A 24,008-nucleotide genomic window follows, 5' to 3' on the forward strand; every position below is an offset into this window, starting at 1 on the left:
GGGTGTGTTACTCGGAGTCGACCGGGGCGGAGCCGCCCTCGGCGCCGGCCTCGGCGCCCGCCTCGGCAGCGGCCTCGTCGGCAGCGTCGTCGTCAGCGGTGCCACGCGGGGTGACGATCTGCACGACGAGCGCCTCGCCGTCGGTCTCGAGCTCGGCGCCGGTCGGCAGCTCGAGCTGCGAGGCCAGCACCTGGGTGCCGTCCTCGAGGCCCTCGACGTCGACGGTCACGTGCTCCGGGATGTCGGTCGCCTCGACGAGGAGCGAGACCGAGGAGAGGTCCTGGACGTGGATCGTGCCGGAGAACGACTCGCCCTCGACGACGACGGGGACGTCGACGGTGACCTTCTCGCCACGGCGCACGACGACGAGGTCGATGTGCTCGATGATCTGGCGCACCGGGTCGCGCTGGACGTCCTTGACGAGGGCGAGCTGGGCCGCACCCTCGATGTCGAGGTCGACGACCGCGTTGGCGGTACGGACGAGCAGCATCGTCTCGTGGCCCGGGAGGGTGATGTGCTGCGGCTCGGTGCCGTGGCCGTAGACGACCGCGGGGATCTTGTCGGCGGCGCGGAGCTTGCGCGCAGCGCCCTTGCCGAACTTGGTGCGGGTCTCCGCTGCGAGCTTGGTGTAGTCGGCCATGGTGCCTCCTGGTGTCGGGGTCGACGCCGGGGTGCCGGCATCGGGGGGTCTGTGGTGTTGCAACTCGAACGCGTGCACGCGTGAGGAACGCTCCCAGGACTGGGCCGGGTCTCCCTACCGCGTCGATCACGGCCGCGCGCTGCGCGGCCCTCGCCGAAGTCGGTTTGTGAGTCTAGCAGGGGACGTCGGGCGTGTCGCACCGCGGCACCGCCCACCACCGGACGGGAGGCTCGTGGCGGTGCCGCCACGAGCCTCCCGTCCGTCCCTGCGCACGGTCGCGGACCGGTCCCCCCAGGTCCACCTGCCCGCGACCGCGGGTCTGTCGCCGGTGCCCGTCAGTCGACGCCCTCCGGTGCCTCCGGCGCCAGTCGCTCGATCGTCCTGGCGACGCGGTCGGCGACCGCGAGCTGGTCCGGCCGGGCGGCTGCCAGCACGGCGGCGTCGGTGGCGGTGACGTGGAGGAGCCGGGACCACTGCGCGTCGTAGAGCGCCTCCCGGTAGCCGGACGACTGCTGGCAGGCCAGGTCGTGCTCGGCGAGGGCGATCTCGGGCTTCGTGACCTCACCCTCACGGAAGTTCAGGCCGTAGTCCATGAGCATCGACTGCGACGGGAGGCCGCTCGGCGCCGCGGGGAGGTCGACCAGACCGGCCGTGGACATGCAGCGGTGCCAGGCGCCCGTCGTCGCCTCGACCGATGCGTCCTGACGGGCGTCGGCGGCGGCGAGGGCGGTGAGCCGCTCGGCCACCTCGGTGCTCTGCTCCACGCCGCGCCCGTTCGTGCCGAGCGTCCGACGGGCCTGGTGCCAGCAGCCGGCGACCGCGTCCCGCGGCGCTGCCGCGATGACCGCGGTCCGCTCGGGAGAGCCGGCCCACGACCGTCTCGCCTCGACGTTCGCGCCGATGGTCGACGTGAGGTGGTACCCGCGGCGCTCGGCCAGTGCGGGCAGCAGCGGCTTCGTCGTCGCGAGTGCCGGCGCGGTGTTGCCGCGGACCGCCGGGTCGTCCGCTTCGCTCAGTGCGCGGAGCCCCGAGACCGTCGCCCACGGTGGTGCCCCGTCGATCCCGAGCCGCTCGAGACACGGCTCCGCGACCAGTTCCTCGGCGTAGGACGTCTCGTCGACCGCGGGCCGGGCGTAGCCGTCGAGCGGCATCGACCACGTGTCGAGGTCGCGCTCCACCGTCGGGCGGACGGCGTGGTCGGCGGGCTCGGGCAGGCTGTGCAGCACGGCTCCCCCGAGGCCGGCGAGGACGAGGACGAGTGCGCCGGACTTCGCGGCACGCTGGGTGATGCGCATGGTGTTCCCCCTAGGCGCGGACGAGTCCGCGTTCGTGTGCGGTGATGACGACCTGGATCCGGTTCCGGAGTCCGAGCTTCGTGAGCACCGCGCGGACGTGCGTCTTGACCGTGGCCTCGCTGAGGAACACGGTCGCCGCGATCTCCTGGTTGCTGAGCCCCTTCGCGACGAGCAGGAAGACCTCGCGCTCCCGGGCGGTGAGGACGTCGAGCACCTCGTCCGGGCGCGGGGTCTCGACGAGGGTCCCGTCGGCGCGGAGCAGGTCGAGCGCCTCGGCCTCGGTCGGCGCCGGACGCCCCTCGTGGACGTCGCGGATCGTGCCGAGCACCACCTCGGGCAGGGCGTCCTTCGTCAGGAACGCCGCCGCTCCCGCACGGAGGGCGGCGAGCACGGCCTCGTCGCGGCGGATCGTCGTCAACACCACGACCCTCGGGCGGTCTCCGCCCTGCGCGGCCAGGCGTGCGGTGGTCTCGATGCCGTTCAGCACCGGCATGCGGAGGTCCAGGAGCAGGACGTCGGGGTCCTCGTCGGCGCAGAGCTCGAGCGCCGCGGCGCCGTCGGCAGCGGTGCCGACGCAGGCCATGTCGTCCTGGGCCTCGACGAGCATCCGCATGCCGGAGGCGAAGAGGTGCTGGTCGTCGACCACGGCGACGCGGATCGCGCTCACCGGGCGTCCTCGACGGGCACCCAACCGGTCACGACGAACTCGTCGACGTCGTCACCCGCACCGGCCCGGAGCCACCCGCCGGCGAGCCGTGCCCGCTCCCGCATGCCCTCGATGCCCGAGCCCGCGCCGTCGAGCTGCACCAGGGGCGCGTCCCCTCGCGAGGTGACCACGATGCCGAGGCCCGGGCCGCGCCAGTCGAGCACGATGCGGGTCGACGCCGTCCGCCCCTGGTGCTTGAGGACGTTCGTCAGGCTCTCCTGCACGATCCGGTGCACCGCTCCCCCGGTCGCCGTGCCGACGGGTCCGGGCACACCGTGCTGCTCGAACGTCGCACGCATGCCGAGGTCGCGCATGTCCTCGACGAGGTCGGGGACGTCCACGAGGCCGTGCACCGCCGCCGACCCGGTGCCCTGGATGCGTTCGACGAGTGCACGGACGTCGCCGAGGGCGCTCCGGCTCACGTCGGCGATGTCACGGAGGGCCGTCGCTGCCGGTGCGCCGGCACCGGCGATCGCCGCGGCGCCCTGGGCCTGCGAGACCACCACGGCGAGCGAGTGTGCGAGCGAGTCGTGCACGTCGCGGGCGATCCTGGCGCGTTCCTGTTCCGCGCGGAGCTCGGCGGTCGTGACCTCGGTCTCCCGCTCGGCCGCGACGACGCGGGTCCTGGCGAGGCCGATCCGCCACGCTGCACCGACGGCGACGCCGGCGGCCCAGGCGATGCCGCTCGCGCCGGCGATCGCCAGCGACAGGAGCACGAGGTCACTCCGCGTCCCCGAGTGCGCCCCGGTCCAGTTGCCCCAGACGTCGGGGTCGGCGACCGTCGGCACCGCCATCGCCCAGGCGGCGGCGATGCTCGCGACGCCGAGCACCGGGACCGCGAGCCACCGGAGCAGCCCCGACCGCCCTGCACCGACGACGCCCACGACGATCGCGATCGCCAGGTACTCCGGCCACGTCGTCGCGCGCGGGCGGTCGAGCAGGTGCAGCGCCTGCAGCAGCGGGACCACCACGACCAGGCCGAGCGCCGTCGCGGGCATCCAGTTCGTCAACCCGATGGCGACGGCGAACGCGGCGACGACGAGCACGTGGCCGGTCAGCTCGGAGCGTCCGGCCTCGGCGACGATCCAGAGCACCAGGTACACGGCACCGACGACCGGAGGCAGCACGTGCCGGGCGCGGCGACGCAGGAAGGAGGTCATGTCGGCGAGCGTAGGGCGGGCGTCGACGCGGCTGCGAGCTCGGGCGGCACCTTTCATCCGAGTGGATGAGGTGTCGTCGAGCCCTGCGGTCAGGACGCGTCGCTAGCGTCGGGGCGTGTCGACGAACGAGTCCCTGCCCGCGCGCGACCCGGCCACCGACGACCGGTGGGCAGCGGCGGCGCGCGCAGCCGAAGCGCTCGCCCGCGGACCGAGGCGGGGACGCGGGCCGTCGATCCAGGCCGCTCTCCGCCGCCGCGACGCTGGTGGCCGGCATCGACGTGCCGCTCGCGGTCCTCGGTGGGCTCGACTGGCGCGTCGCCGTCGCGGTCCTCGGGTGGGTCGTGGCGGTCGGGGCGTGGTCGGTCGCTCGACGGCGCGGGCGACTCGAACCGTTCCTCCCTGCCCGGTCTCCGGTCGCACTCCTCGGGGCTGCCGATCGTCGGGACCTCCGCCGACAGCTCCGCGGTGCGGAGGTACCCACGCCGCGATCGGTCGACCTGGTCGACGCGATCACCCGGTGGCGGCGCCGGACGTCGGCGGCGACCCTGCCGAGCCTCGTCGGACTGGGGATCGTCCTGCTCGGCTCCCCGGGGCCGCTCGTCCCCGCCATCGTCCTCGCGACCGCCGTCCTGGTGGTCGTCCTCGCCGTCGCTGAACGTCGTCGGTGGTCGCGCGTGCAGCGGCTCGTCGCGGAGGTGCGTTCCGAGCGATCGGCTGGTGCCTGAGGGTCGTCACCGGTCAGTGACCGACGTCGCGGCGGTGGTGCTGCGCGGCGCGCAGGAGGTCCCGCGCGCGGTCACTCGCGTCCGCTGCCTCGTCGCGCGCGCGTTCGGCCCGCTCGACCTCGGCGGTGGCGTCGGCGAGCTGCCGTTCGAGCTCGGCACGACGGTCCTCGGCGGCCTCGAGTTCCTGCTCTCTGGCGTCCAGCGCCGCGTCGGCGTCGCGGGACTCGGCCCGAGCGGTCGCCTCGGCCTCGCGAGCGGCGCGGCGCTCGGCAGCGGGGTCGGTACGCGGTCCGGATTCGGCCTGCGGCTCCGGCTGCAGCTCCGGCTCCGGCTCCGGCTCCGGCCGGGAGGCTCGGCTCCCCTTCCGGGATCGGCGCGCGCTGGTGATCGGGATGGGTTCGGCGTCGGTACCGGACCACGCGTCCGGTACCGCGTCGGGATCGGCCAGTGCCCCGTCGAGGTCGACGTCGTCGAACCCGGCGCTCTCGAGCGGTCGGACGAGCAGGCCGGACCGGACCGCGGCGCCCGCGTGTCCGTCGGCCATCGCAGCCTCGATCGTCGCGCGGACCTGGTCGAGGACGGCGGATGTCAGCGGGTGGCCGGCGTCGGACGCCAGGTCGGCCCCCGCCTGCGCCAGCGCGGCGACGACGTCGGACCGCTGGCGGCGGAGCCGTCGGATCTCGTCGGGGTCGGCGTCCGCCTGGGCCTGCCGGATCGCCGGGCCGAGGTCGACCGCCTCGTCCAGGGCGCCCTCGTGCGCGAGCAGGTCGACGACCCACGCCGCGGGCGCGGGCTTGCGCAGACCGCCGATGCGCGTCGCGAGCGCTCGGTCGTCCTTCCGCACCGCACGCTGCCGAGCGGTGCGTTCCCGGACGAAGTCGGCGGGCGCGACGAGGAGCAGTTCCCTCGCCTCGTCCGCGAACTCCATGCCCCCAGCATGCCCGTCGACGCACCCGCGCTCTCGACGGAAGCACGAGCGACCGGGCACGACACGCCGCGCGTCGCTCACCGAGCGGGCCGCGTACGTCACCGTCGTGCGCGACCGTGCCGTACGTCGCCCGCTCGGGGGCGGGGGCGGGGTCGGCCGCCGGTCCGGCGTCGGACTACCAGTCGTGGACGGTGCCGTCGGCCAGGCGGTTGAACGGCAGGTACGCCTGCTCGTACGGGTACTTCCCCGCCTCGTCCACATCGAGCGTCACGCCGAGGCCCGGCTCGTCGCCCGGGTGCAGGTACCCGTCCGTGAAGGTGAACGTCTGCCGGAACACCTGGTTCGTCCTCGGTCCGTGCTGCATGTACTCCTGGATGCCGAAGTTGTGGATCGCCATCCCGAGGTGCATCTGCGCGGCGAGTCCGACGGGTGAGATGTCCGTCGGCCCGTGGAACCCGGACTTGATCTGGTACATCGCGGCGTAGTCCATCGTCTTGCGCAGCGGGGTGACGCCGCCCATGTGGGTCACGGCACCGCGCACGTAGTCGATGAGCTGGTCGCGGATGATGTCCTTGAAGTCCCAGATCGTGTTGAAGACCTCGCCGATCGCGAGCGGCGTGGTGGTGTGCTGCCGGACGAGCTTGAGCGCCTCCTGGTTCTCGGCGGGGGTGCAGTCCTCGAGCCAGAACAGGTCGTACGGCTCCAGGCTCTTGCCGAGCTTGGCCGCCTGCAGCGGGGTCATCCGGTGGTGGCCGTCGTGCAGGAGCGGCAGCTCGGGCCCGAACTCGTTCCGGACGGCCTCGAACACGGTCGGCACGTGGCGCAGGTAGGCACGGGTGTCCCAGTCCTCCATCGCCGGGAACGCACCCCGCTGTGCCGGCTCGAAGTCGTACCGGACGCCGGCGTTGCCCTCGGTCGTCCGGTTCGACGCGATGCCGTAGATGCTCTCGAGCCCGGGGACGCCCGTCTGCACGCGGATGGACCGGTAGCCCTCCTCCTGGTGCTCGCGGATCGAGTCGAAGAGCTCCGGCAGCTCCTTGCCCGAGGCGTGGCCGTACGCCATGAGTCCGGTGCGCGACGCCCCGCCGAGCAGCTGGTAGAGCGGCATCCCGGCGACCTTGGCCTTGATGTCCCACAGCGCCATGTCGACGGCCGCGATGGCGGCCATCGTGACCGGGCCCCGGCGCCAGTACGACGAGCGGTAGAGGAACTGCCAGGCGTCCTCGATGCGGCTGGCGTCCCGCCCGACGAGCAGCGGGACGACGTGCTCGGACAGGTACGCGGACACGGCGAGCTCGCGGCCGTTGAGGGTGGCGTCGCCGAGCCCGGTGACACCGTCGGCGGTGGTGATCCGCAGGGTGACGAAGTTGCGGTCCGGACTCGTGACGATGACCTCCGCCCGGTCGATGAGCTGTCCGCGGTCGGCCGACGCCCAGGTGTCCGGTCGGCCGGCGGTCGGGTCCGTCGCCGCGCCGCCGTCGGCAGCGCCGGGGACGGGCGCAGCGGGGTTCGTGGTGCCGGTGTCGGTCATGCGTGGACTCCTTCGTCGACGGGGCCGCGTGCTGGTGCCGCGGCGGCGCGGATGCGTTCGGCGGCCGCGGTGACGGCGGCCACCACGGGGGTGGTGTCGAGGTCGGGCGCGACGACCCCCAACACGTCGTGCACGTCCGAGTCTGGCCCGGGTGCTCCGGCGTCGTCCACCAGCTCGGCCTGCGTGGTGCAGTGCACCCACCAGGCGGCGAGCAGGGTCGCGGCGCCCGGGCCGACCCCGGCGTCGGGGTCGCGCTCGAGTCGCCGACGCAGGACGTCGACGACGCGGACGGGCAGCTTCTGCGAGCCGCCGGACGCGATCTGGCGCAGGGTGTGCCGGATGCGCGGGTTCGCGAACCGCTCGACGAGCGCGGCCCGGGCGTCGGCGACCTCGTCGGCCGGCAGCGGGAGTTCGGCGGCGGCTTCGTCCCAGAGCTGCTCGACGGCGATCCGGCAGCGTGGGTCGTCCATCGCCGACGCCACGGTGTCGTGGCCGAGCAGCAGGCCGAGGTACGCCAGGAGCGAGTGCGCCCCGTTGAGCAGCCAGAGCTTCCGCTGCTCGTACGGGGTGACGTCCGGCACGAGCCGGACGCCGGCGGTCTCCCACGCCGGGCGGTCGATGCCGTCGAAGACGTCCTCGAGCACCCACTCGGCGAAGGGTTCCGTGACCACGGGCACACGGTCACCGTCGAGCGCCCCGGGCAGGTCGCCGATCTCGTCGAGGTCGGCGGTGGTGGTGGCCGGCGTGATCCGGTCCACCATCGACGACGGGAAGGCGACGGACGACTCGATCCACGACCGGAGTGCCGGGTCGTCCGTCGCCCCCAGCACGGCCTCGCGGAGCACGGCGCCGTTGTGCGTCAGGTTGTCGAGCGACACCAGGGCGATGCGTCCGCCGTCGGCGGCCCGGCGTGCGGCGAGCCCGTCGACCAACCGGGCCGGCACGTCGGCGTCGGTGCGGTAGCCGGCCTCGGTGACCGTCAGCGTGACGATGGTCGTCCCCGGGGACGCGACCACGTGCCTCCAGGCCGTGCCGTCGCCGCCGGGGTGCGCCGCCACGATCGAGTCGACCACCTCGGCCGTGTCGCCGTCGGCCGCTCGCGTCACCAGCGTGTACCGGCAGTCCTGGCCGGCGAGCGCATCGGCTGCCCCGGGCGAGCGCCCGGTGAAGGCGGTGATCCCCCACGGATCACCGCTGGCGTGCTGCGTGTACCAGGCGAGGTGGGCGCGCGCGAACGCGCCGATGCCGAGGTGGGCGATGCCGGGGCGCCGACTCATGCGGTCACCGGGACCAGGGAGCGCAGGTACGCCAGGTTGTCGGCGGTGCGCTCGGCGAGCGGCAGGTCGGTCGAGAAGTCCTCGATGGTGACCCAGCCGCCGTACCCGTGCCGTCGCAGGGCGTCGAGGTACTCGGACACCGACGCCTGGCCGTCGCGCAGCGGTGCCCACTCGTTCCGCCAGATCCGGCTGCCGTCGGCCCGGGTCTCGCCGGTGTCGACCCACCGTGCGTTCTTCACGTGCGCGTGGGCGAGGTACGGCCCGAGGAGCTCGAAGGCCGCGAGGTGGTCCTCCTGCCCCTCGATCACGAGGTTCCCCAGGTCGTGGATGACGCCGACGTGCTCGGGGTCGAGCCCGTCGACGAGCCGGAGCGCGGCCGACGCGGACGGGGTGATCGTCATGTGGTGCAGCTCGACGAGTGCCTTGACACCGAGCTCGGCAGCGCGTGCCGCCGTCCACTCGAGGTCGGCGCGCGTGCGGTCGAAGAGCTCCCCGTAGGTGGCGCCGGTCCGCTCGCGCTCCCGCTGGTACCAGGGCATGGTGACGCGCACCTGGCGGGCGCCGAGTTCGCTCGTCACCCGGAGCATCGTCTCGACGCCCTCGTGGTCGGACACCGGCTGGTAGCCGCCGATGCCCGAGTACTGCAGGCCGGCGGCGGCGGTGGTGCGGGCGATCTCGCCGACCCGGTCCGCGATGCCGGTGAACTGCCAGGTCGACCGGTTGCCGGCCCAGAAGCCGGACGAGCCGTCCTCGGTGCGGTCGTCGACGATCCGCCACTCGATGCCGTCCCAGCCCTGCTCGGCGAGGGTGTCGGCTGCCTGCGACGGGGTCCAGTCGGGCGTGGACGCGGTGAACACGGAGAACTTCACCGGACTGCTCCTTCCCGGGGAGCGACGACCGGTTCGACGTCGTCGTACTTCCCCTCGATGACGTCGTCGATCCGGACCGGCTGCCCGAGGGTCGCGCTGACGTACAGGCCGCGGACGGTCGCGAGCGACACGAGGGCGTCGTCGACGGTCACGCCGGGGTCGCGCCCCTCGCGGATCGCGGCGACGATGTCCGTGTACTGGCGGGCGTGCCCCGCGGCGAAGTGGTCGGGCTCCGGCGGGCCGCCGACGACGTGCTCCGGCGGGACGACGTCGTGCTTCTGGTCGACGGCGTCGGCGACCGCGGTGGCGTTCGCCGTGGTCGACGCGGACTCGAGCGTCGCCGCGTCCGGTGCGACGTGGAAGTACGCGAGCCGGTCGTCGTCGACGATCGCCGAACCGTGCGTGCCGTACACCGCGTAGCGCGCGGAGAGTCCCGGGTAGGCGGCGGTCGTGCAGTGGATGACGCCGAGCGCGCCGCCGCGGAACCGGACGGTCGCGACCGCGGTGTCCTCGACCTCGATGCGGTCGTGCGCGAGGAGCCCGACCTGCGCCGAGATCTCCTCGGGACGACCGAGTGCCCAGACGAGCAGGTCGACGGTGTGCACGCCCTGGTTCATCACCGCGCCGCCGCCGTCGAGCGCCCACGTGCCGCGCCAGTCGCCCGAGTCGTAGTAGCCCTGCGAGCGGTACCAGGCGACGCTCGCGACGCCGGAGGTCACGGTGCCGAAGTCGCCACCGTGCGCGGCTCCCGCGACCGCGACCGAGGCCGGGTCGAAGCGGTGCTGGCTGATCACACTCGCCGTCACCCCACGCGAGCGGGCGTCCGCGGCGAGCGCCGCGATCTGGCGCGCCCGGGGCATCGTGGTGTCGAGCGGCTTCTCGATGACGACGTGCTTGCCCGCGGCGAGCGCCGCCTCGGCCAGCTGGACGTGCATGCCGGACGGGGAGCAGATCGCGACGACGTCGATGTCGGTCTGCGCGATGGCATCCTCGACGGTCGCGGTGGTGACGGGCCGGTCGGCGCCCGTCGCCTCGATCTCGTCCGCCGCGCCGGTGGCGGCTGCGGGGACGGCGTCGACGAGGGCGACGACCTGCAGGTCCGGGTGCTGCACGGCGACGCGGGCGTGGTGGCGTCCGATGACGCCGGCGCCGACGACCGCCAACTTCAGGGGGGTGCTCATCGCAGGGTGACTCCGATCTGGTCGGTGAGGGAACGGAAGGCCCGTCCGGCACGGCCGAAGGCCGCGGGGCCGGAGAACCCGCCGAGGGAGGTGACGTCGCTGAGGTGCGGTTCGAGGGAGGCGTACCCGGAGTAGCCGGCGTCGCGGAGGGCGGTCAGGGTCTCGAGCAGTTCGCCGTCGCCCTCCCCCGCCGGGACGACGGACGCGTCGGCGGCCAGGGCGTCCTTCACCTGCAGGTAGTCGACGTACGGCGCGAGCTGCGCCCAGCCGTCGGTGAACGGCCGGACGCCGCACTGCACGTAGTTCGCGTTGTCCCAGGCGAGCCGCAGCGCGCTCGACCCGACGCTCTCGACGATGTCGAGCACGCGCTCGGGGACGTCGCCGTAGATGTCCTTCTCGTTCTCGTGCAGCAGGGTGACGCCCTCGCGCTCGGCGAGGTCGGCGAGCGCACGCATCCGGACCATGACGTCGTCGCGCACCTCGTCCGCGGTGCGCCCGTCGAAGTAGAACGAGAAGATCCGGATGTTCGTCGTGCCGAGCGCGTGCGCGGCCGCGATCGCGCGGCCCAGCCGCTCGACCTCGTGCTCGACGGGCCGGTCGACGACCACCTTGCCGATCGGCGAGGCGATCGCGGACACGGTCTGCCCGCGCTCCTCGAACAGGCGGTGGAGGCCGGCGAGCTGGTCGTCGTCGAGGTCGACGACGTTGGTGCCCCAGGCGCTGCGCACCTCGATCGCACTCGCGCCGAGCGCTTGCAGCACCGCGACCTGGACGGCCGGGTCGGCATCGATCTCGTCGCCGAAGCCGGAGAGCTCCCACGTTGGCTGGGTCATCGTGTTCCTTCCTTGTTGGACGGGAGGCGCGTGGCGGGCCGGCACCGCGCCTCCCGTCCGTCGTGTGGTTGCGTTCGCTACGTGACGGAGCCGGCGGCCTCGACGGGTCCTGCCCGCCGACCAGGTCACTTGACGGAGCCGGCGGTGAGCCCGCCGACCAGGTAGCGCTGGAAGATGAGGTAGAGCGCGACGACCGGCACGGCGCAGACGATCGACGCGGCCATCATCTGGCCGTAGATCGGGACGGCGCCGCCCTCCTGGGCGGTGCCGAGCACCTGCAGCACCACGGCGACCGTGCGGGTGTTCGGGGTCGTCATGATCGTGCTGAAGAGCACGTCGTTCCAGCCGAGCAGGAAGGCGAAGATCGCCGAGACCACGATGCCGGGCCACGAGAGGGGCAGCACGACGCTCCGCAGGATGCGGGTGCTCGAGGCGCCGTCGATGCGGGCCGCCTCCTCGAGCTCCTTCGGCAGACCGCGCAGGTACGTCACCATCACCCACGTCGAGAACGGCAGGGCGAACGTCAGGTAGGTGACGAAGAGGCCCCAGCGGGTGCCGATCACCTGCACGCCGGTGGCGCTCGCGATGTTGGCGAAGACCACGAAGACGGGCAGGAGCAGCAGGGTGCCGGGGATCGACTGCAGGGCGAGCAGCCCGCGGAGGATCGTCAGCCTGCCGAGGAACCGGAACCGGACGAGCACGTAGGCGGTGGACACGGCGAGCGCCGCACTCGCGACCGCCACCGCACCGGCGGTGAGCAGGGAGTTCACCAGGCCCTGCCCGAGCGCCACGGTGTCCCAGATCGCCACGTAGTTCGACAGCGTGAACTCGGACGGGAAGTACTCGCCGCGGGCGACCGCGACGTCCGAGTTCACCGAGCCGAACAGGATGTACAGCACCGGCACGGCGATGAACGCGACGAGGACCGCGATCACGGTGACCAGCAGCCACCGCGGCAGCAGCCGGGTGACGTCGGTGTCGTACGGACGCTTCGGGCGCTTCGCGCCACCGGCGGTGATGCTCTCGGTGAGCGTCGCGGTCGGACGGGTGCGGGTCTGGCTGAAGGCGCTCATGCGCGGGCTCCCTCGAGGTCGGCGGCGGCCGGGGCGGCGAGCAGGGCGCGGTCCGCGCGACGCTGCTTCCGGGTGGGGCCCGCGTCGTCTCCGGTGTCGAGCTTGACGGCCCGGAGGTAGACGAACAGCGGGATCGCGACGATCACCAGCGAGCAGATCGCCATCGCCGCGGACAGGCCGAAGCGGAACGACTGGAAGCTCGCGATGTACGTCAGGACGGGCATCACCTCGACGCTCGAGGGCAGGGGGTTGCCGAAGAGCACGAAGGGCAGCGTGAAGTTGTTGATGTTGTGCAGGATCGAGATGATGATCGCCAGGCTCAGCGGTCCGCGCAGGTACGGGAAGACGATGTAGCGGAGCTTCGCCCACCACGTCACGCCGTCGAGGGCGGCGGCCTCGTGCACCTCGTTGTCGACCGCCTGCAGTCCGGCGAGCGAGAGCAGGTAGACGAACGGCCAGCTCGTCCACACCATGACGCCGGCGAGCGCCCAGTAGGACGCGGAGCCGTTCAGCCAGAGGACGTCGGTGCCGAGGACGGTGTTCACCACGCCCTGCGGCTGGAGCATCGTGCGGAAGAACGTCCCGACGACGAAGGCCGGCAGCACGTACGGCACGAGGTAGATCGACCGGACCAGGCCGCGCCCGGGGAACCGGTTCTGCGTGGAGACCGCCGCGGCGACACCGATCGGGACGGTGACCGCGGTGACGAGCACCGACAGGGACACCGAGATCCAGATCGAGTGCAGGAGCGGCGAGTCGGTGAAGGCCTCGGCGAAGTTGGCGAACCCGACGAAGGGGGCGCTGAACCACTGGCGCAGCGTGTACTGGTCGAGGTCGAGCATCGCGATGTACAGGCCGACGAGCAGCGGTACGACGATGACGGCGAGCATGAGGACGCCGCCGGGCAGGAGCATCCAGAGCGGACGCTCGCGCTGGTACAGCGGGGTCGTCCCGTGCGGGCGGACCTCCCGCGGGGTCTCCTGGCGGGGTCGGGTCTGCGTGGTGGTCATCACAGCCCTCCGTTCTTCTGGCGGTCGAGCGTTGCCTGGGCGTCCCGCTGCGCCGCTGCGAGGCGCTTCCGGAGCTGGTCGTCGCTGACCTCGCCGCGCTTCAGCGACGGGATCGACTGCACGACGACGTCGACCAGCGAGAGCTGCACGTCCGACCAGGCGCCGGTGAAGGCGGTGGGCTTCGACAGTTCGCCGGCGCGGACGATGGGGGCGAGGTCGGGGTTCTGCTGCGCGATGCGGTCTGCCGCGACGGTGTTCGTCGGCAGTTGCCCGAACAGCTCGAAGTAGCGTTCCTGCGCCTCGGGCGAGGACACCTGCCGCACGAAGTCGAACGACAGGTCCTGCTTCGAGCCGTAGTCGGCGACGACGAGGTTGTCCCCGGACAGGATGCTCGCCGCCTCGATGCCGTCGGCGGGACGCTCGGTCGCGCCCGGGGGCACGGTCGGCAGCAGGGCGTACTCGTACTTGCCGTCGACGGCCGAGCCCTGCAGCGAGTTCAGGGAGGTCGTCGTGGTCATCGGGAAGAACGCGGCCTTGCCGTCGGCGAACTGCGCGAGGGCCTGCGGGTTGTTCCAGCCGATCGCCGCGGGGTCGACCACGCCGTCCTCCGTCACCCAGTCGAAGTAGGTGCGGTAGGCCTGCTCGACGGCGGGGGCGTCGATCTCGGCCTTCCCACCGTCGATGATCGTGTTGCCGGCGTTCTGTGCCATCCCCCACACGAACTTCCACGGGTCGAAGCCGTCCGCGTAGGCGATCGCCATGCCGTAGGTACCGTCGCCGGTGGTCTTCCGGGCGTCCTCGGTGAGCTCGTCCCAGGTCGTCGGCAGGTCCGTGATCCCGGCGCGCTCGAGGAGCTCCGTGTTGACGGCCATCACGAACGGTCGGCTGGCGAAGGGGATCCCGATCTGCTCCGCCGTGCTCGGGCCGGAGATGCCGAGGGACGCCGGCGCGAACTGGTCCTTGCCGCCGACCGCGTCCCACTGCTCCGGCCCCATCTCGACGAAGGCACCGGTGGCGTAGGCGGTCGGGGTGAAGGTCGTCCCGATCGCGTAGACGTCCGGGCCCTGGCCCGAGATGACGCTGGTCTGGATCGCGGTGAGCTCCTCCTGCGGGGTCGAGTAGGTCTCCCACTGGATGTCGGCACCCGTGGTGCGCTCGAACTCGGCGGCGGTCTCCCGCTGCCACTGCGCGCGTTCCTTCGGGTAGGTCGTGTCCGCGCCCATCATCACGCGGAGGGTGTCCGGGTCGTCGCCGCTGCCGTCGACGATCGCGCAGCCCTGCAGCGAGAGGGCGGCGACGGCGACGACGGCGGCACCGACCAGGATGCGGGTCCTGCGTCTTCCTGTGATCATGCGGGGGTGTCCTCCTCGACATCTCCCCCGGGCGACGGTGCCCGGGACGGCGGCTGCGCTGCCGACGTGCCACCACTGTCCCGGCCGTGGCAACAACCGGCAACCGGTTGCCACTTGTTGCCACGCCGGCCTAGTTTCGCCTCGTGAGCAGCGCAGACACGGACACCTCGCGGCGGGTGACCATCCGGGACATCGCCGACGCGACCGGGGTCGCCCCGTCCACGGTCTCCCGCGCGCTCTCGCTGCCGGACCGGGTCAACCGCGACACCCAGCAGCGGATCCAGCAGGTCGCCCGCGAGCTCGGCTACGTCGCGAACTCGCAGGCCCGGGCGCTCACCTCGGGACGGACCCGGGCGGTCGCCGTCCTGGTGTCCGACATCACCAACCCCTTCTACTTCGACGTGATCCGCGGCACGCAGCACCAGCTCTCCGCCGCCGGGTGGACGCAGCTGCTCGTCGACACCGAGGAGTCCGCCGAGGCCGAGGTCGCGGCGCTGCGTGCCGTCGCCGGCAAGGCCGACGGCGCCGTGCTCACGGCGTCCCGCCTGTCCGACGCGCAGATCGCCCGGTTCGCCGAGCGCACCCCGCTCGTCGTCGTGAACCGTCGCCCGGCCGGGGTGCCGTCGGTCCTCATCGACACCCCCGGAGGCGTCGAGCAGGCCGTGCAGCACCTGGTCTCCCTCGGGCACCGGGACGTGCTCTACGTGGCCGGCCCGGACAGCTCGTGGTCGAACGAACGCCGCTGGCGGGCGCTCGTCCGCGTGGCGGGGCGTCTGGGCGTCCGGGTCGCCCGCGTCGGCCCGCACGCGCCGTTCGTCGACTCCGGAGCGGCCGCCGCCGACGCCGCCGTGCACGCCGGGGCCACCGCGTGCATCGCCTTCAACGACCTCATCGCGATCGGGATGCTGACGCGGTTCCGGGAGCGGGGCGTCCGCGTGCCCGAGGACGTGAGCGTGGTCGGCTGCGACGACATCTTCGGTGCCGACTTCTGCAACCCGCCCCTGACGACCATGACGTCGCCGATCGAGCGCGCCGGTCGGGTGGCGATCCGGATGCTGCTCGGTCGACTCGATGCGCTGCCGGCCGACGAGCCGCCGGGTGAGCACCCGTCGGGCGCCGTCGCGCTGCCGACCCACCTGACCGTCCGGGGGTCCACGGGCCCGGCACCCGTGCGGCCCCGCTGATCCCCGCACCGCCGCACGATCCCGCCCGCCCGCCCGCCCACCCGCCGCTCGCCCGACCTCGCCCGCCTGCCCGAAGGAGCCGATGATGCCCTCCACCAGCACGACCACGCCGCTCGCACCGCACCCCGACCGGCTGTTCCCGGCGGACCCGGGGACGCGCTCGGTCGCCCGCACCGTCTACGAGGCGGTCCGCGACGCCCCGATCATCTCCCCGCACGGGCACGTCGACGCGGCGCTCATCGCGGACGACCAGCCGTTCCCGGACCCCGCTGCGCTGCTGGTCACGCCCGACCACTACGTCCTGCGCCTGCTGCACGCGAACGGGGTCGGGTTGCAGGAACTGGGTCGCCGCGACCTGACGGGCACGCACCCGGACCCCGACGGCCGGGAGGTCTGGCGCCGGCTCGCCGAGCACTGGGACGACTTCGCCGGCACGCCGGTCCGCTACTGGTTCGAGACCGAGCTGCACGACGTCTTCGGTCTGACCGAGCAGCCGTCGGCCGCGAACGCGGACGCGCAGTACGACCGCATCGCAGCCGCGCTCGCGACGCCGGCGCTCCGACCCCGCGCGCTGTTCGACTCCTTCGGGATCGAGGTGCTCGCGACCACCGACGGCCCCGCGGACGACCTCGCAGCGCACGCACGGCTCGCCGCCGACCCCTCCTTCACCGGTCGGGTGCTCCCCACCTTCCGCGCGGATGCCGTGTTCGACCCGTCACGCCCGGACTGGAGGCACGTGGTCGCGTCGATCGGCGAGGCGTCCGGCATCGACACGGGCACCCACGACGGGCTGCTGGCGGCCCTCCGGGACCGGCGCCGGTACTTCATCGAGCACGGCGCGACCGCCACCGACACCGGCGTGCTCGACGCGGGATCCGCGCCGCTGTCCGCGACCGAGCGCTCGCGCATCCACGCGGCGGCGATGCAGGGCCCGTCCGGCGTCACCGCGGCCGAGGCGGTCGCCTACCGCCACGACATGCTCTACCGGTGGGCGGAGATGAGCGTCGACGACGGCCTCGTCATGCAGCTGCACCCGGGCGTGCTCCGGAACCACCACACGCCGACCCTCGAGCGGTTCGGCCCGGACACGGGCCACGACCTGCCGGCCGTCGGCGCGTTCACGGAGCCGCTCCGGCCGCTGCTCGAGGCCTTCGGGACCGCACCCGGCTTCCACCTCGTGCTGTTCACCGTGGACGAGACCGTCTTCTCGCGCGAGATCGGCCCCCTGGCCGGCTTCTACCCCGCCGTGTACGCGGGCGCCCCGTGGTGGTTCACCGACACCCCGGCGGCGATCGGCCGCTACCGGGCGGCGGTGACGGACTCCGCCGGGTTCACGAAGACCTCCGGGTTCATCGACGACACCCGGGCGTACTGCTCGATCCCGGCACGGCACGACATGGCACGACGGGCCGATGCGGCGTACCTGGCGTCGCTCGTGGTGTCGCACCAGCTCTCCGAGGAGGACGCGGTGCGGACGGCACGGAGGATCGTGTCGGACATCCCACGGGCGACGTTCAAGCTCTGAGCGGGATGCCGCACATGTGACATGCGGAGTGTTCGGTCCTTCGGCGTCGGCGGGGTCAGGGTGAGGCGTCCGTCGTCCATCCGATCTCCGACCGAGGAGCGCCATGTCTCGTCGTCCGTCGTCCGAACGTCCTCCCTCGCCCGCCCCTGCCCGCTCCGGCCGACCCGGCCGACCCGACGGGCCGCCCTCGCTCGGCCGCGCGGTCGGCGCCCTGGGGGCAGTGGCCCTCGCGGTCCCCTCCGTCCTGCTCGGACCGGCCGGTGCTGCCGCTGCCGCGACCGCGCCGGCAGCGGTGGTCGGCCTGGCCGTCGAGGTCGCCGCCGACGGCCGCGGGCCCTTCACGCCGGACGACGGCCCGGGCGGGGACCGGGGTCCCGCGAACGGCATCGTCCGGACCCGCGACGCCGTCACGTACCGGGTCACGGTGAACGCCGGCGACGGGACCGCGCACCACGAGCGCTTCGTCCTCGACGCTCCGGCGGGCACGGGTTGGGCGGGGGTCCCGCTCGCGTGCACGGGTGCCGGGTCGGCGGTCGAGGGCCAGCGGCTCACCTGCGACCTCGGCGACGTCCCCTCGGGGCACGCCGTCGCCGTGCCGGCCGTGCTCGACGTCTCCGGGGACCTGCGGAACGGTGACCGCATCGCCGTGACGGGCACCGCGACCGCCGACGACGCCGAGCCCACCGCACCGGTCACGTCGGCGACGACCGTCGTGTCCGCCGCGCCGCGGTACAACCTCAGCAAGGCCGTGGTGGGCTCGACCCTGCGGTCGGACGTGCCGGGGCCGGACGGCACCCCCGGCGTGCAACTGCGCTACCCGATCACCGTCGACTGGCAGTCCCCCGTCCCCGGGCAGGGCCTGCTCGGCTTCGAGCGGAGCACGGGCGACATGCACTTCACCGACGACCTGTCCCACCTGCTCGGCGACCGACCGTCGGGTGCGGTGCTCTGGAACGGCGGTCGACCCGCCTGCGGCCGCAACGGCGAGGACGGCGTGCAGTTCGGCGGTCTGCCGGGCGGCCGCGGCGGAGGCGACCGAGCCGTGGCCGACTCCGGCACCGTCACCTGCACGCAGGCAGCGCCCGGCGGCGAGGTCGACGTGACGATCCACGGCGCCGTGACGGACGCCGCGCGCATGCCGGGGCGCAACATCGGCGGCGGCCCGATCAGCGGCGGCGCGAAGCCGTACGTCGTGAGCGGGTGGATCTCGCTGTGGATGCCCACCCCGTCGGTGCCGACGTCCGTCGAGTCGGTGAACACCTTCACGCCGCTGCAGACGACCTCGGTCAGCGGGACCCCGAACTTCCCCGGCGGCGCGGAGCCGACGGCCGACAACAGCGCCCGGCGGAACCTCGTCGAACTCGGACCGGGCAGCGCAGGCAAGCGGCTCTGGCGCCTCGGGAGCGACGGCAGCGGCGTGACCGCCGGATCGGCGAAGGACGGAGACCCGTGGGCCACGGGCGGCACCCGACTCCGCAGTGACGTCACGATGGTGAACACCGGTCTCGCACCCTTCCGCGGCGCAGCGCTCTGCGACACCTTCGACCGCCGGACGCAGCGCCTGACGACGGTGGCAGGGCGGGCTCCTGCGTGGTCGAGCGGCCTCGAGCACGCGCACGTGCAGTACGCCGCGTACGACATGGCGTCACCGCCGGCAGGCCAGGTCCGCACCTGCGACGACGGCGACGGCCCCTGGTTCGACGACCCGGCGGAGGTCCCCGGCGGCATCGCGGCGGTCGGGGCGGTCCGCGTCACCGGCGACCTGGCCGGCGGCGCGAGCGGCGGCCTGTACTCCACGGTGACGACGCAGCGCGCGCCCGACGGGACCCGCGTGTACGACTTCGGGCACGCCCGCTTCGGTGACCACCGGCCCGAGTGGGTGCACGACCACCAGGACCCCGGGCTCGGTGCCGGCGGGCTGGCCGACAGCGTGGAGCTCACCGAGGACCTGGTCCGCGTCGGCAAGGTCGTCGTCGATCCGGGTTCCGACGCTGCGGACACCCCGGACCGGACGAGCTCGGTCGTCCCCGGCAACACCGTCGACTACGCGCTCCGTCCGACCCTGACGAACGGCTTCGCCGACGGTCGCCCCACCGACGTGACCGTCCGTGACGTCCTGCCCGCGCACACCTCGTACGTCGAGGACAGTGCGTCGAGGACCCCCGAGGTCGACACGGTGCCGGGTGCCGACGGCCAGGAGCACCAGCGTCTGACCTGGACGCTGCACGACGTGGAACCGAACAGCCGCATCACCCCGATCACCTACACGGCGCGGATCGACCGCTCGGCGCCGGCCGGTCCGATCAGCAACACGGTGACCGTGGCGTCACCGGCCGACCGGTCCGACGAACGCTGGCGCACCGCCGAGCGCGGCCTGGAGGTCGTCACCACCGGCGGGGTCGGGGTCGAGAAGCGCACGCCTGCCCCCGTCGTCGTGACCGGCGACGATCCGGAGTGGGACCTCGACGTCACGAACACCGACGACGCCGCGATCGGCGGCCTCGACCTGATCGACGTGCTCCCGCACCACGGAGACGCACGAGGCTCGGACTTCCACGGCACCGTCGGACTCGCGGCGCCGGCCCCCACCGACCCCGACGCCGGTGAGGTCGTCCGGTACACCGACACCGAGGCCGCCGACGTCTCCCCCGACGGTGCCGACCCGAGCAACCAGCCCGGCGGTACGACCCACTGGTGCACCGAGGACGAGTTCGGTGCGAGCGGCTGCCCGGACACACTCGACCGGGTGACCGCCGTCCGGATCGAACGGCAGACGCCGGTCCCCGCCGGCGAGACCGTCACGCACCGGCTCGTGCTCGCGACGAGCGGCGCGCACGACGGCGACCGCTACGTGAACCGGTTCGGCCTGCGGACGTCCGACCTGGCGCTCCCGGTGCAGTCGAACCCGTCGACGGTCCGGGTCGTCGCCGGCATGATCGGTGACCGGGTGTGGGACGACCGGAACGACGACGGCCTGCAGGACGACGACGAGCCCGGCGTCCGTGGCGTCCCCGTCACCCTCACCGGGACCGACGACCACGGTGACGCGGTCGAGCGGCGGACGACCACCGCCGACGACGGCGGGTACCGCTTCGACGGGCTGCGGCCGGGCGACTACCGCGTGCACTTCAGGGCGCCCGACGGCATGCACTTCACCGAGGAGCACGTCGGCGACGACCCGGCGGTCGACTCCGACGCCGGACCGGACGGCGAGACCGCGGCGGTCATGATCGACCGGGTCACGAGCGCGGAGGGAGCGCTCGAGGGGGTGCGCCGCGACACGACCGTCGATGCCGGCCTGGTCGAGGGCGGACCCGGCGACGGTGGGGACGGCGGTGGTGGGGACGACGGCGGGGACCCGGGGGCAGGCGACGGGTCCGGTGGCCCGGGGAACCCCGGCGACGGTGACGGCGGCCGTCCTGGTGGCGCCGGTGCCGGTACCGAGGCGGGCGGTGATGCGCCGATCGGCAGCGGTCACGAGCGGATCGGCGCGGCGCAGGCCCTGTCCGCCGACCGACTCGCCTACACGGGGACGACCGTCGGTGCTGCGGTGGCGCTGGCGCTCGCGCTCCTCGTGCCCGGGCTGACCGTGCTCATCAGCCGACGACGGTCCCGTCGGTCGTCTGACTGACCCGGCGTCCGGCGCTCCGCACGGCGGGGTCGGGTCACCTCCGGGGGGCTCGACCCCGCTGTCGTGCGCCCACCGCTCACCGTCGGGCAGCAGCGGCCCCGGTCGTGCGCCCGTCGGTACGTCGGCGGTCGGCGGTCGGCGGTCGGCGGTCGGCGGTAGCGTCGCCCCGTGGACCCTGCCTCGATGAGCGCCCCGAGCGCAGCAGCTCGAGCGGACGCCCGTGTCGTGGCGGCCTACGACGACCGGGCGGACGAGTACGCCGAGGTCCTCGGGTCCATGGACGCCGTCCACCCCGAGGACCGGACGCTCGTCGAGGACTGGGCGGACACGACGCACGGACTCCTGCTCGACGTGGGATGCGGACCCGGCCACTGGACCGCGCACCTGCACCGTCGTGGCCACGCCGTCATCGGGATCGAGCCCGTACCGCGGTTCGTCGAGCTCGCGCGCGCTGCCGCTCCCGAGGTCGACTTCCGGACCGGGACGATCGAGGCGACAGGTCTGTCCGACGGCGGTGTCGGCGGTGTGCTCTCCTGGTACTCGCTCGTGCACCACCGTCCGGACCGGGTGCCTGTCGCGCTCGCGGAGTGCCGCCGGATCCTGGCACCCGGGGGCGGGCTGCTCGTCGGGTTCTTCGAGGGTCCGACGCTCGAGCCGTTCGACCACGCGGTGACGACCGCCCACCGATGGCCCGTCGAGCGGATGGTCGCTGCGATCGAGGACGCGGGTCTCACGGTCGACGCCGTGCACCGACGCTCCGACGACGGAGCGCGCCCGCACGCGGCCGTCCTCGCGCACCGGGCCTGATCACGGCTGCCATCCCGGAGTGACCAGCCCGGTCTCGTAGGCGAAGACGACCAACTGCGCGCGGTCGCGGGCACCGAGCTTGATCATGGCGCGCGAGACGTGCGTCTTCGTGGTCATCGGACTGACGAAGAGCCGCTCGGCGATCTCCGTGTTGGTCAGGCCGAGGGCGACGAGTTGCATGACCTGGCGCTCGCGGTCGGTGAGGACGTCGAGGGACGGGGCCAGCGCGGACGGCTTCGCGTGCGTTGCGTAGGCGGCGACGAGCGAGCGCGTCGGACCCGGCGACAGCAACGACTCCCCGGCGTGCACGGTACGGACGGCGCGGAGCAGTTCGGCGGGTTCGGTGTCCTTCACGAGGAAGCCGGCCGCACCGCCACGGATCGCCTCGAACACGTACGAGTCCTCCTCGAAGGTGGTGAGGATCACCACGTGCACGCCGTCGAGGTCCGGATCCGCCGAGATGCGCTGGGTCGCGACGAGCCCGTCCGTGCCCGGCATCCGGATGTCCATCAGCACGACGTCCGGACGCTCACGCCGGACCGCCGCGACGGCCGAGTCACCGTCGCCGGCCTCGCCGACCACGGTCATCCCCGGTTCGGCGTCGACCAGGGCGCGGAGCCCGGCGCGGATGAGCACCTGGTCGTCCACGAGCACGACCCGGATGGCCTCGTCGGTGGTCGTCACGATCGCTCCTCGTCCTCGTCCTCGTCCTCGTGCTCGTGCTCGTGCTCGTGCTCGTCCGACGACCGCGCGGCGACGGTCGAGGGCAGTCGTGCGACGACGCGCCACCCGCCGTCCGGCGTGGGTCCGGCCGACAGGGTGCCACCGACGGCGGAGGCCCGCTCGCGCATCCCGATGATGCCGTTGCCGGACGGTCCGAGCAGCGGCGTGACCCGGGCGTCGGCCGGGTCACGGTCCGGGGCCGGGGAGTCCTCGACCGACAGGTCCACGATCTCCGGTCCGAACCGCACCGCGATGCGGGCGCGGTGCTCGGGAGCGTGCTTCATCACGTTCGTCACCGACTCCTGCACGATCCGGAAGGCCGTGCGGTCCGTGGTCCGGTCCACCGGTGCAGGGTCACCGTCGACCGTCGCGCTGATGTCGACCCCGGCCGCGCGTGCCCGCTCGACCAGGTCCGCCAGGCGGTCGAGCCCCGGGACGGGGGTGCGGTCCACGGCGCCGGGGAGCGGCTCGCTCCCGGCGGACCCGCGGTCGGCCGTTCCGCCGGTCGGTCCGTCCGTCCTGTCAACGACCCGGTCCCCGGACCCGTCGACCGACCGGAGGACCCCGAGGATCGTCCGCAGCTCGACCAGTGCCTCGCGGCTCGTCTCACGGATGTCGGCCAACGAGGTGCGGGTCTGCTCGGGGAGCGCGGACCCCAGGTGGAGCGCGACACCCGCCTGCAGGTTGATGAGCGACATGCTGTGGGCGACGGAATCGTGGAGCTCACGGGCGATGCGGACGCGCTCGTCACGGGCGCGTTCCTGCTCTGCGGCAGCGCGCCGACGCCGTCGGTCCGCGACGCGGTCGAGACGGACGCGGACGAGCTCCGCCACGGACAGGGTCACCGCTGCCCAGGCGACGGCGAGGACGACCGCGTCGAGGTTCCGCGCGGGTGCACGGCCGAGGAACTCGTCGGCGGTCGGCAGCGCCGTGACGGCCAGTCCGAGCGCGACACCCACTGCGGTGCGGCCCCCGTGCAGCCACGCGTTCACCGCCGCCATCGTCAGCGCGGCCACGAACGGCCCCCGCGGACTGACCAGCAGGGCGTAGCCGATCGTCGTCACGAGCGTCACGGCGAGGACGCCCGTCGGCCACCGCCAGCGCCACGGCAGGACGAGCACCCCGACGACGAGCAGCACGATCGCGAGTGGACCCGGCTGCGCTGCGTCGACGATCGAGGAGCCGAGGACGTGGGTCGCCCAGGGCGGGCCACCGCGAGGGCCGACGGTGTCGGTCGGCCCGGTCGGGAAGCGCGCCGCCAGCAGTGTCCCCACGATCTGCACGAGTGCGACCGGCAGTACCCGACCGAACCGGGCGAAGCGACGGACGCCGTCTCGCTGGTCGTCGGTCGCCTCGGCGGCGGCAGTGGGGGTGCGGTGCATGCGTCCGAGCCTAGGGTCGCCTCGGCGGCACGGCATCGGGTCGTGGCAGGAGCTGTGGACTACTCCTACGGGAGTAGTCGGTGGTGCAGGAGGACCGGTCGTACGGCTGCGGGAGCAGGCGGGAGTCGGCCTCCGTGGCGGACGCGGGACGAGCCTCCGGGCCGGATGCTGGGAAC

Annotated in this window: 20 protein-coding genes; 5 read left to right on the top strand and 15 right to left on the bottom strand. The window is 73.5% G+C overall.

All coding sequences use genetic code 11. The features are described 5' to 3' along the window. Window positions 1-7: 7 nt before the first annotated feature. From ACIP6W_RS01865 to ACIP6W_RS01880, 4 genes are all read right to left on the bottom strand, one after another. The gene (locus tag ACIP6W_RS01865; RefSeq protein WP_066652537.1) at window positions 8-640 is read right to left on the bottom strand and encodes a 50S ribosomal protein L25/general stress protein Ctc; all 633 of its coding nucleotides are present in this window, start codon (window positions 638-640) and stop codon (window positions 8-10) included. 335 nt (window positions 641-975) lie between these two features. Then, window positions 976-1,935, bottom strand: a complete 960-nt coding sequence (locus ACIP6W_RS01870) for a hypothetical protein (protein WP_400427878.1) — start codon at window positions 1,933-1,935, stop codon at window positions 976-978. 10 nt (window positions 1,936-1,945) lie between these two features. Next, window positions 1,946-2,602, bottom strand: a complete 657-nt coding sequence (locus tag ACIP6W_RS01875) for a response regulator transcription factor (RefSeq protein WP_400427880.1) — start codon at window positions 2,600-2,602, stop codon at window positions 1,946-1,948. Then, on the bottom strand, window positions 2,599-3,801 hold the full coding sequence (locus ACIP6W_RS01880; RefSeq protein WP_400427882.1) for a sensor histidine kinase: 1,203 nt from the start codon (window positions 3,799-3,801) through the stop codon (window positions 2,599-2,601). Before ACIP6W_RS01880 ends, ACIP6W_RS01875 begins: the two co-directional genes overlap by 4 nt. Before the next feature lie 263 nt (window positions 3,802-4,064). Between ACIP6W_RS01880 and ACIP6W_RS01885 the strand changes: the two genes are divergently transcribed. Continuing rightward, a complete protein-coding gene (locus tag ACIP6W_RS01885; protein WP_400427884.1) occupies window positions 4,065-4,526 on the top strand; it encodes a hypothetical protein in 462 nt (153 codons plus the stop codon). 13 nt (window positions 4,527-4,539) lie between these two features. On the opposite strand, the gene ACIP6W_RS01890 is transcribed toward ACIP6W_RS01885, so the two are convergent. From ACIP6W_RS01890 to ACIP6W_RS01930, 9 genes are all read right to left on the bottom strand, one after another. Beyond that, window positions 4,540-5,454: a hypothetical protein gene (locus tag ACIP6W_RS01890; RefSeq protein WP_400427886.1), complete on the bottom strand. Its 915-nt coding sequence runs from the start codon at window positions 5,452-5,454 to the stop codon at window positions 4,540-4,542. 175 nt (window positions 5,455-5,629) lie between these two features. Further along, a complete protein-coding gene (gene manD, locus ACIP6W_RS01895) occupies window positions 5,630-6,985 on the bottom strand; it encodes a D-mannonate dehydratase ManD (protein ID WP_245171582.1) in 1,356 nt (451 codons plus the stop codon). Further along, window positions 6,982-8,262: a mannitol dehydrogenase family protein gene (locus ACIP6W_RS01900; RefSeq protein WP_400427888.1), complete on the bottom strand. Its 1,281-nt coding sequence runs from the start codon at window positions 8,260-8,262 to the stop codon at window positions 6,982-6,984. Before ACIP6W_RS01900 ends, manD begins: the two co-directional genes overlap by 4 nt. Next, window positions 8,259-9,131, bottom strand: coding sequence for a sugar phosphate isomerase/epimerase (locus ACIP6W_RS01905; protein WP_209683780.1), 873 nt, complete (start codon window positions 9,129-9,131; stop codon window positions 8,259-8,261). Before ACIP6W_RS01905 ends, ACIP6W_RS01900 begins: the two co-directional genes overlap by 4 nt. After that, window positions 9,128-10,312 (bottom strand): Gfo/Idh/MocA family protein, encoded by a 1,185-nt coding sequence (locus tag ACIP6W_RS01910; protein WP_400427891.1) that lies wholly within the window; start codon window positions 10,310-10,312, stop codon window positions 9,128-9,130. Before ACIP6W_RS01910 ends, ACIP6W_RS01905 begins: the two co-directional genes overlap by 4 nt. Beyond that, window positions 10,309-11,145 (bottom strand): sugar phosphate isomerase/epimerase, encoded by an 837-nt coding sequence (locus ACIP6W_RS01915; protein ID WP_209683783.1) that lies wholly within the window; start codon window positions 11,143-11,145, stop codon window positions 10,309-10,311. Before ACIP6W_RS01915 ends, ACIP6W_RS01910 begins: the two co-directional genes overlap by 4 nt. 125 nt (window positions 11,146-11,270) lie before the next feature. Further along, a complete protein-coding gene (locus ACIP6W_RS01920) occupies window positions 11,271-12,218 on the bottom strand; it encodes a carbohydrate ABC transporter permease (protein ID WP_066652496.1) in 948 nt (315 codons plus the stop codon). Next, window positions 12,215-13,228: a carbohydrate ABC transporter permease gene (locus ACIP6W_RS01925; protein ID WP_066652494.1), complete on the bottom strand. Its 1,014-nt coding sequence runs from the start codon at window positions 13,226-13,228 to the stop codon at window positions 12,215-12,217. The genes ACIP6W_RS01920 and ACIP6W_RS01925 overlap by 4 nt, the downstream gene beginning before the upstream one ends. Next, window positions 13,228-14,580 carry an ABC transporter substrate-binding protein gene (locus ACIP6W_RS01930; protein ID WP_400427893.1) on the bottom strand — a complete coding sequence of 451 codons (1,353 nt, stop codon included), beginning with the start codon at window positions 14,578-14,580 and terminating at the stop codon, window positions 13,228-13,230. Before ACIP6W_RS01930 ends, ACIP6W_RS01925 begins: the two co-directional genes overlap by 1 nt. Window positions 14,581-14,723: 143 nt before the next feature. Here ACIP6W_RS01930 and ACIP6W_RS01935 point away from each other — a divergent pair, with 143 nt between their 5' ends. From ACIP6W_RS01935 to ACIP6W_RS01950, 4 genes are all read left to right on the top strand, one after another. Next, window positions 14,724-15,764 carry a LacI family DNA-binding transcriptional regulator gene (locus tag ACIP6W_RS01935; protein ID WP_066652489.1) on the top strand — a complete coding sequence of 347 codons (1,041 nt, stop codon included), beginning with the start codon at window positions 14,724-14,726 and terminating at the stop codon, window positions 15,762-15,764. 85 nt (window positions 15,765-15,849) lie between these two features. Beyond that, window positions 15,850-17,289: a glucuronate isomerase gene (gene uxaC, locus ACIP6W_RS01940; RefSeq protein WP_400427896.1), complete on the top strand. Its 1,440-nt coding sequence runs from the start codon at window positions 15,850-15,852 to the stop codon at window positions 17,287-17,289. A gap of 220 nt (window positions 17,290-17,509) precedes the next feature. Further along, entirely contained in the window at window positions 17,510-20,920 is a 3,411-nt protein-coding gene (locus tag ACIP6W_RS01945; RefSeq protein ID WP_400427898.1) for an SdrD B-like domain-containing protein, read from the top strand. 183 nt (window positions 20,921-21,103) lie between these two features. Beyond that, window positions 21,104-21,727, top strand: a complete 624-nt coding sequence (locus tag ACIP6W_RS01950) for a class I SAM-dependent methyltransferase (protein ID WP_251155287.1) — start codon at window positions 21,104-21,106, stop codon at window positions 21,725-21,727. On the opposite strand, the gene ACIP6W_RS01955 is transcribed toward ACIP6W_RS01950, so the two are convergent. Together ACIP6W_RS01955 and ACIP6W_RS01960 are read right to left on the bottom strand one after the other, a co-directional pair. Then, the gene (locus ACIP6W_RS01955) at window positions 21,728-22,411 is read right to left on the bottom strand and encodes a response regulator transcription factor (protein ID WP_235426495.1); all 684 of its coding nucleotides are present in this window, start codon (window positions 22,409-22,411) and stop codon (window positions 21,728-21,730) included. Next, window positions 22,408-23,832, bottom strand: a complete 1,425-nt coding sequence (locus tag ACIP6W_RS01960) for a sensor histidine kinase (RefSeq protein WP_400427901.1) — start codon at window positions 23,830-23,832, stop codon at window positions 22,408-22,410. Before ACIP6W_RS01960 ends, ACIP6W_RS01955 begins: the two co-directional genes overlap by 4 nt. Between the last annotated feature and the right edge of the window lie 176 nt (window positions 23,833-24,008).

The sequence above is a fragment of the Curtobacterium sp. NPDC088465 genome, from assembly GCF_044753165.1.
In the GTDB taxonomy this organism is placed as follows: Bacteria; Actinomycetota; Actinomycetes; order Actinomycetales; family Microbacteriaceae; genus Curtobacterium.

What these genes read in the sequence shown, in the direction of transcription:
- ACIP6W_RS01865 (WP_066652537.1), bottom strand. Translation starts at nt 640, where the DNA reads ATGGCCGACTACACCAAGCTCGCAGCGGAGACCCGCACCAAGTTCGGC.
- ACIP6W_RS01870 (WP_400427878.1), bottom strand. Translation starts at nt 1,935, where the DNA reads ATGCGCATCACCCAGCGTGCCGCGAAGTCCGGCGCACTCGTCCTCGTC.
- ACIP6W_RS01880 (WP_400427882.1), bottom strand. Translation starts at nt 3,801, where the DNA reads ATGACCTCCTTCCTGCGTCGCCGCGCCCGGCACGTGCTGCCTCCGGTC.
- ACIP6W_RS01890 (WP_400427886.1), bottom strand. Translation starts at nt 5,454, where the DNA reads ATGGAGTTCGCGGACGAGGCGAGGGAACTGCTCCTCGTCGCGCCCGCC.
- manD (WP_245171582.1), bottom strand. Translation starts at nt 6,985, where the DNA reads ATGACCGACACCGGCACCACGAACCCCGCTGCGCCCGTCCCCGGCGCT.
- ACIP6W_RS01900 (WP_400427888.1), bottom strand. Translation starts at nt 8,262, where the DNA reads ATGAGTCGGCGCCCCGGCATCGCCCACCTCGGCATCGGCGCGTTCGCG.
- ACIP6W_RS01910 (WP_400427891.1), bottom strand. Translation starts at nt 10,312, where the DNA reads ATGAGCACCCCCCTGAAGTTGGCGGTCGTCGGCGCCGGCGTCATCGGA.
- ACIP6W_RS01915 (WP_209683783.1), bottom strand. Translation starts at nt 11,145, where the DNA reads ATGACCCAGCCAACGTGGGAGCTCTCCGGCTTCGGCGACGAGATCGAT.
- ACIP6W_RS01920 (WP_066652496.1), bottom strand. Translation starts at nt 12,218, where the DNA reads ATGAGCGCCTTCAGCCAGACCCGCACCCGTCCGACCGCGACGCTCACC.
- ACIP6W_RS01925 (WP_066652494.1), bottom strand. Translation starts at nt 13,228, where the DNA reads ATGACCACCACGCAGACCCGACCCCGCCAGGAGACCCCGCGGGAGGTC.
- ACIP6W_RS01930 (WP_400427893.1), bottom strand. Translation starts at nt 14,580, where the DNA reads ATGATCACAGGAAGACGCAGGACCCGCATCCTGGTCGGTGCCGCCGTC.
- uxaC (WP_400427896.1), top strand. Translation starts at nt 15,850, where the DNA reads ATGCCCTCCACCAGCACGACCACGCCGCTCGCACCGCACCCCGACCGG.
- ACIP6W_RS01950 (WP_251155287.1), top strand. Translation starts at nt 21,104, where the DNA reads ATGAGCGCCCCGAGCGCAGCAGCTCGAGCGGACGCCCGTGTCGTGGCG.
- ACIP6W_RS01960 (WP_400427901.1), bottom strand. Translation starts at nt 23,832, where the DNA reads ATGCACCGCACCCCCACTGCCGCCGCCGAGGCGACCGACGACCAGCGA.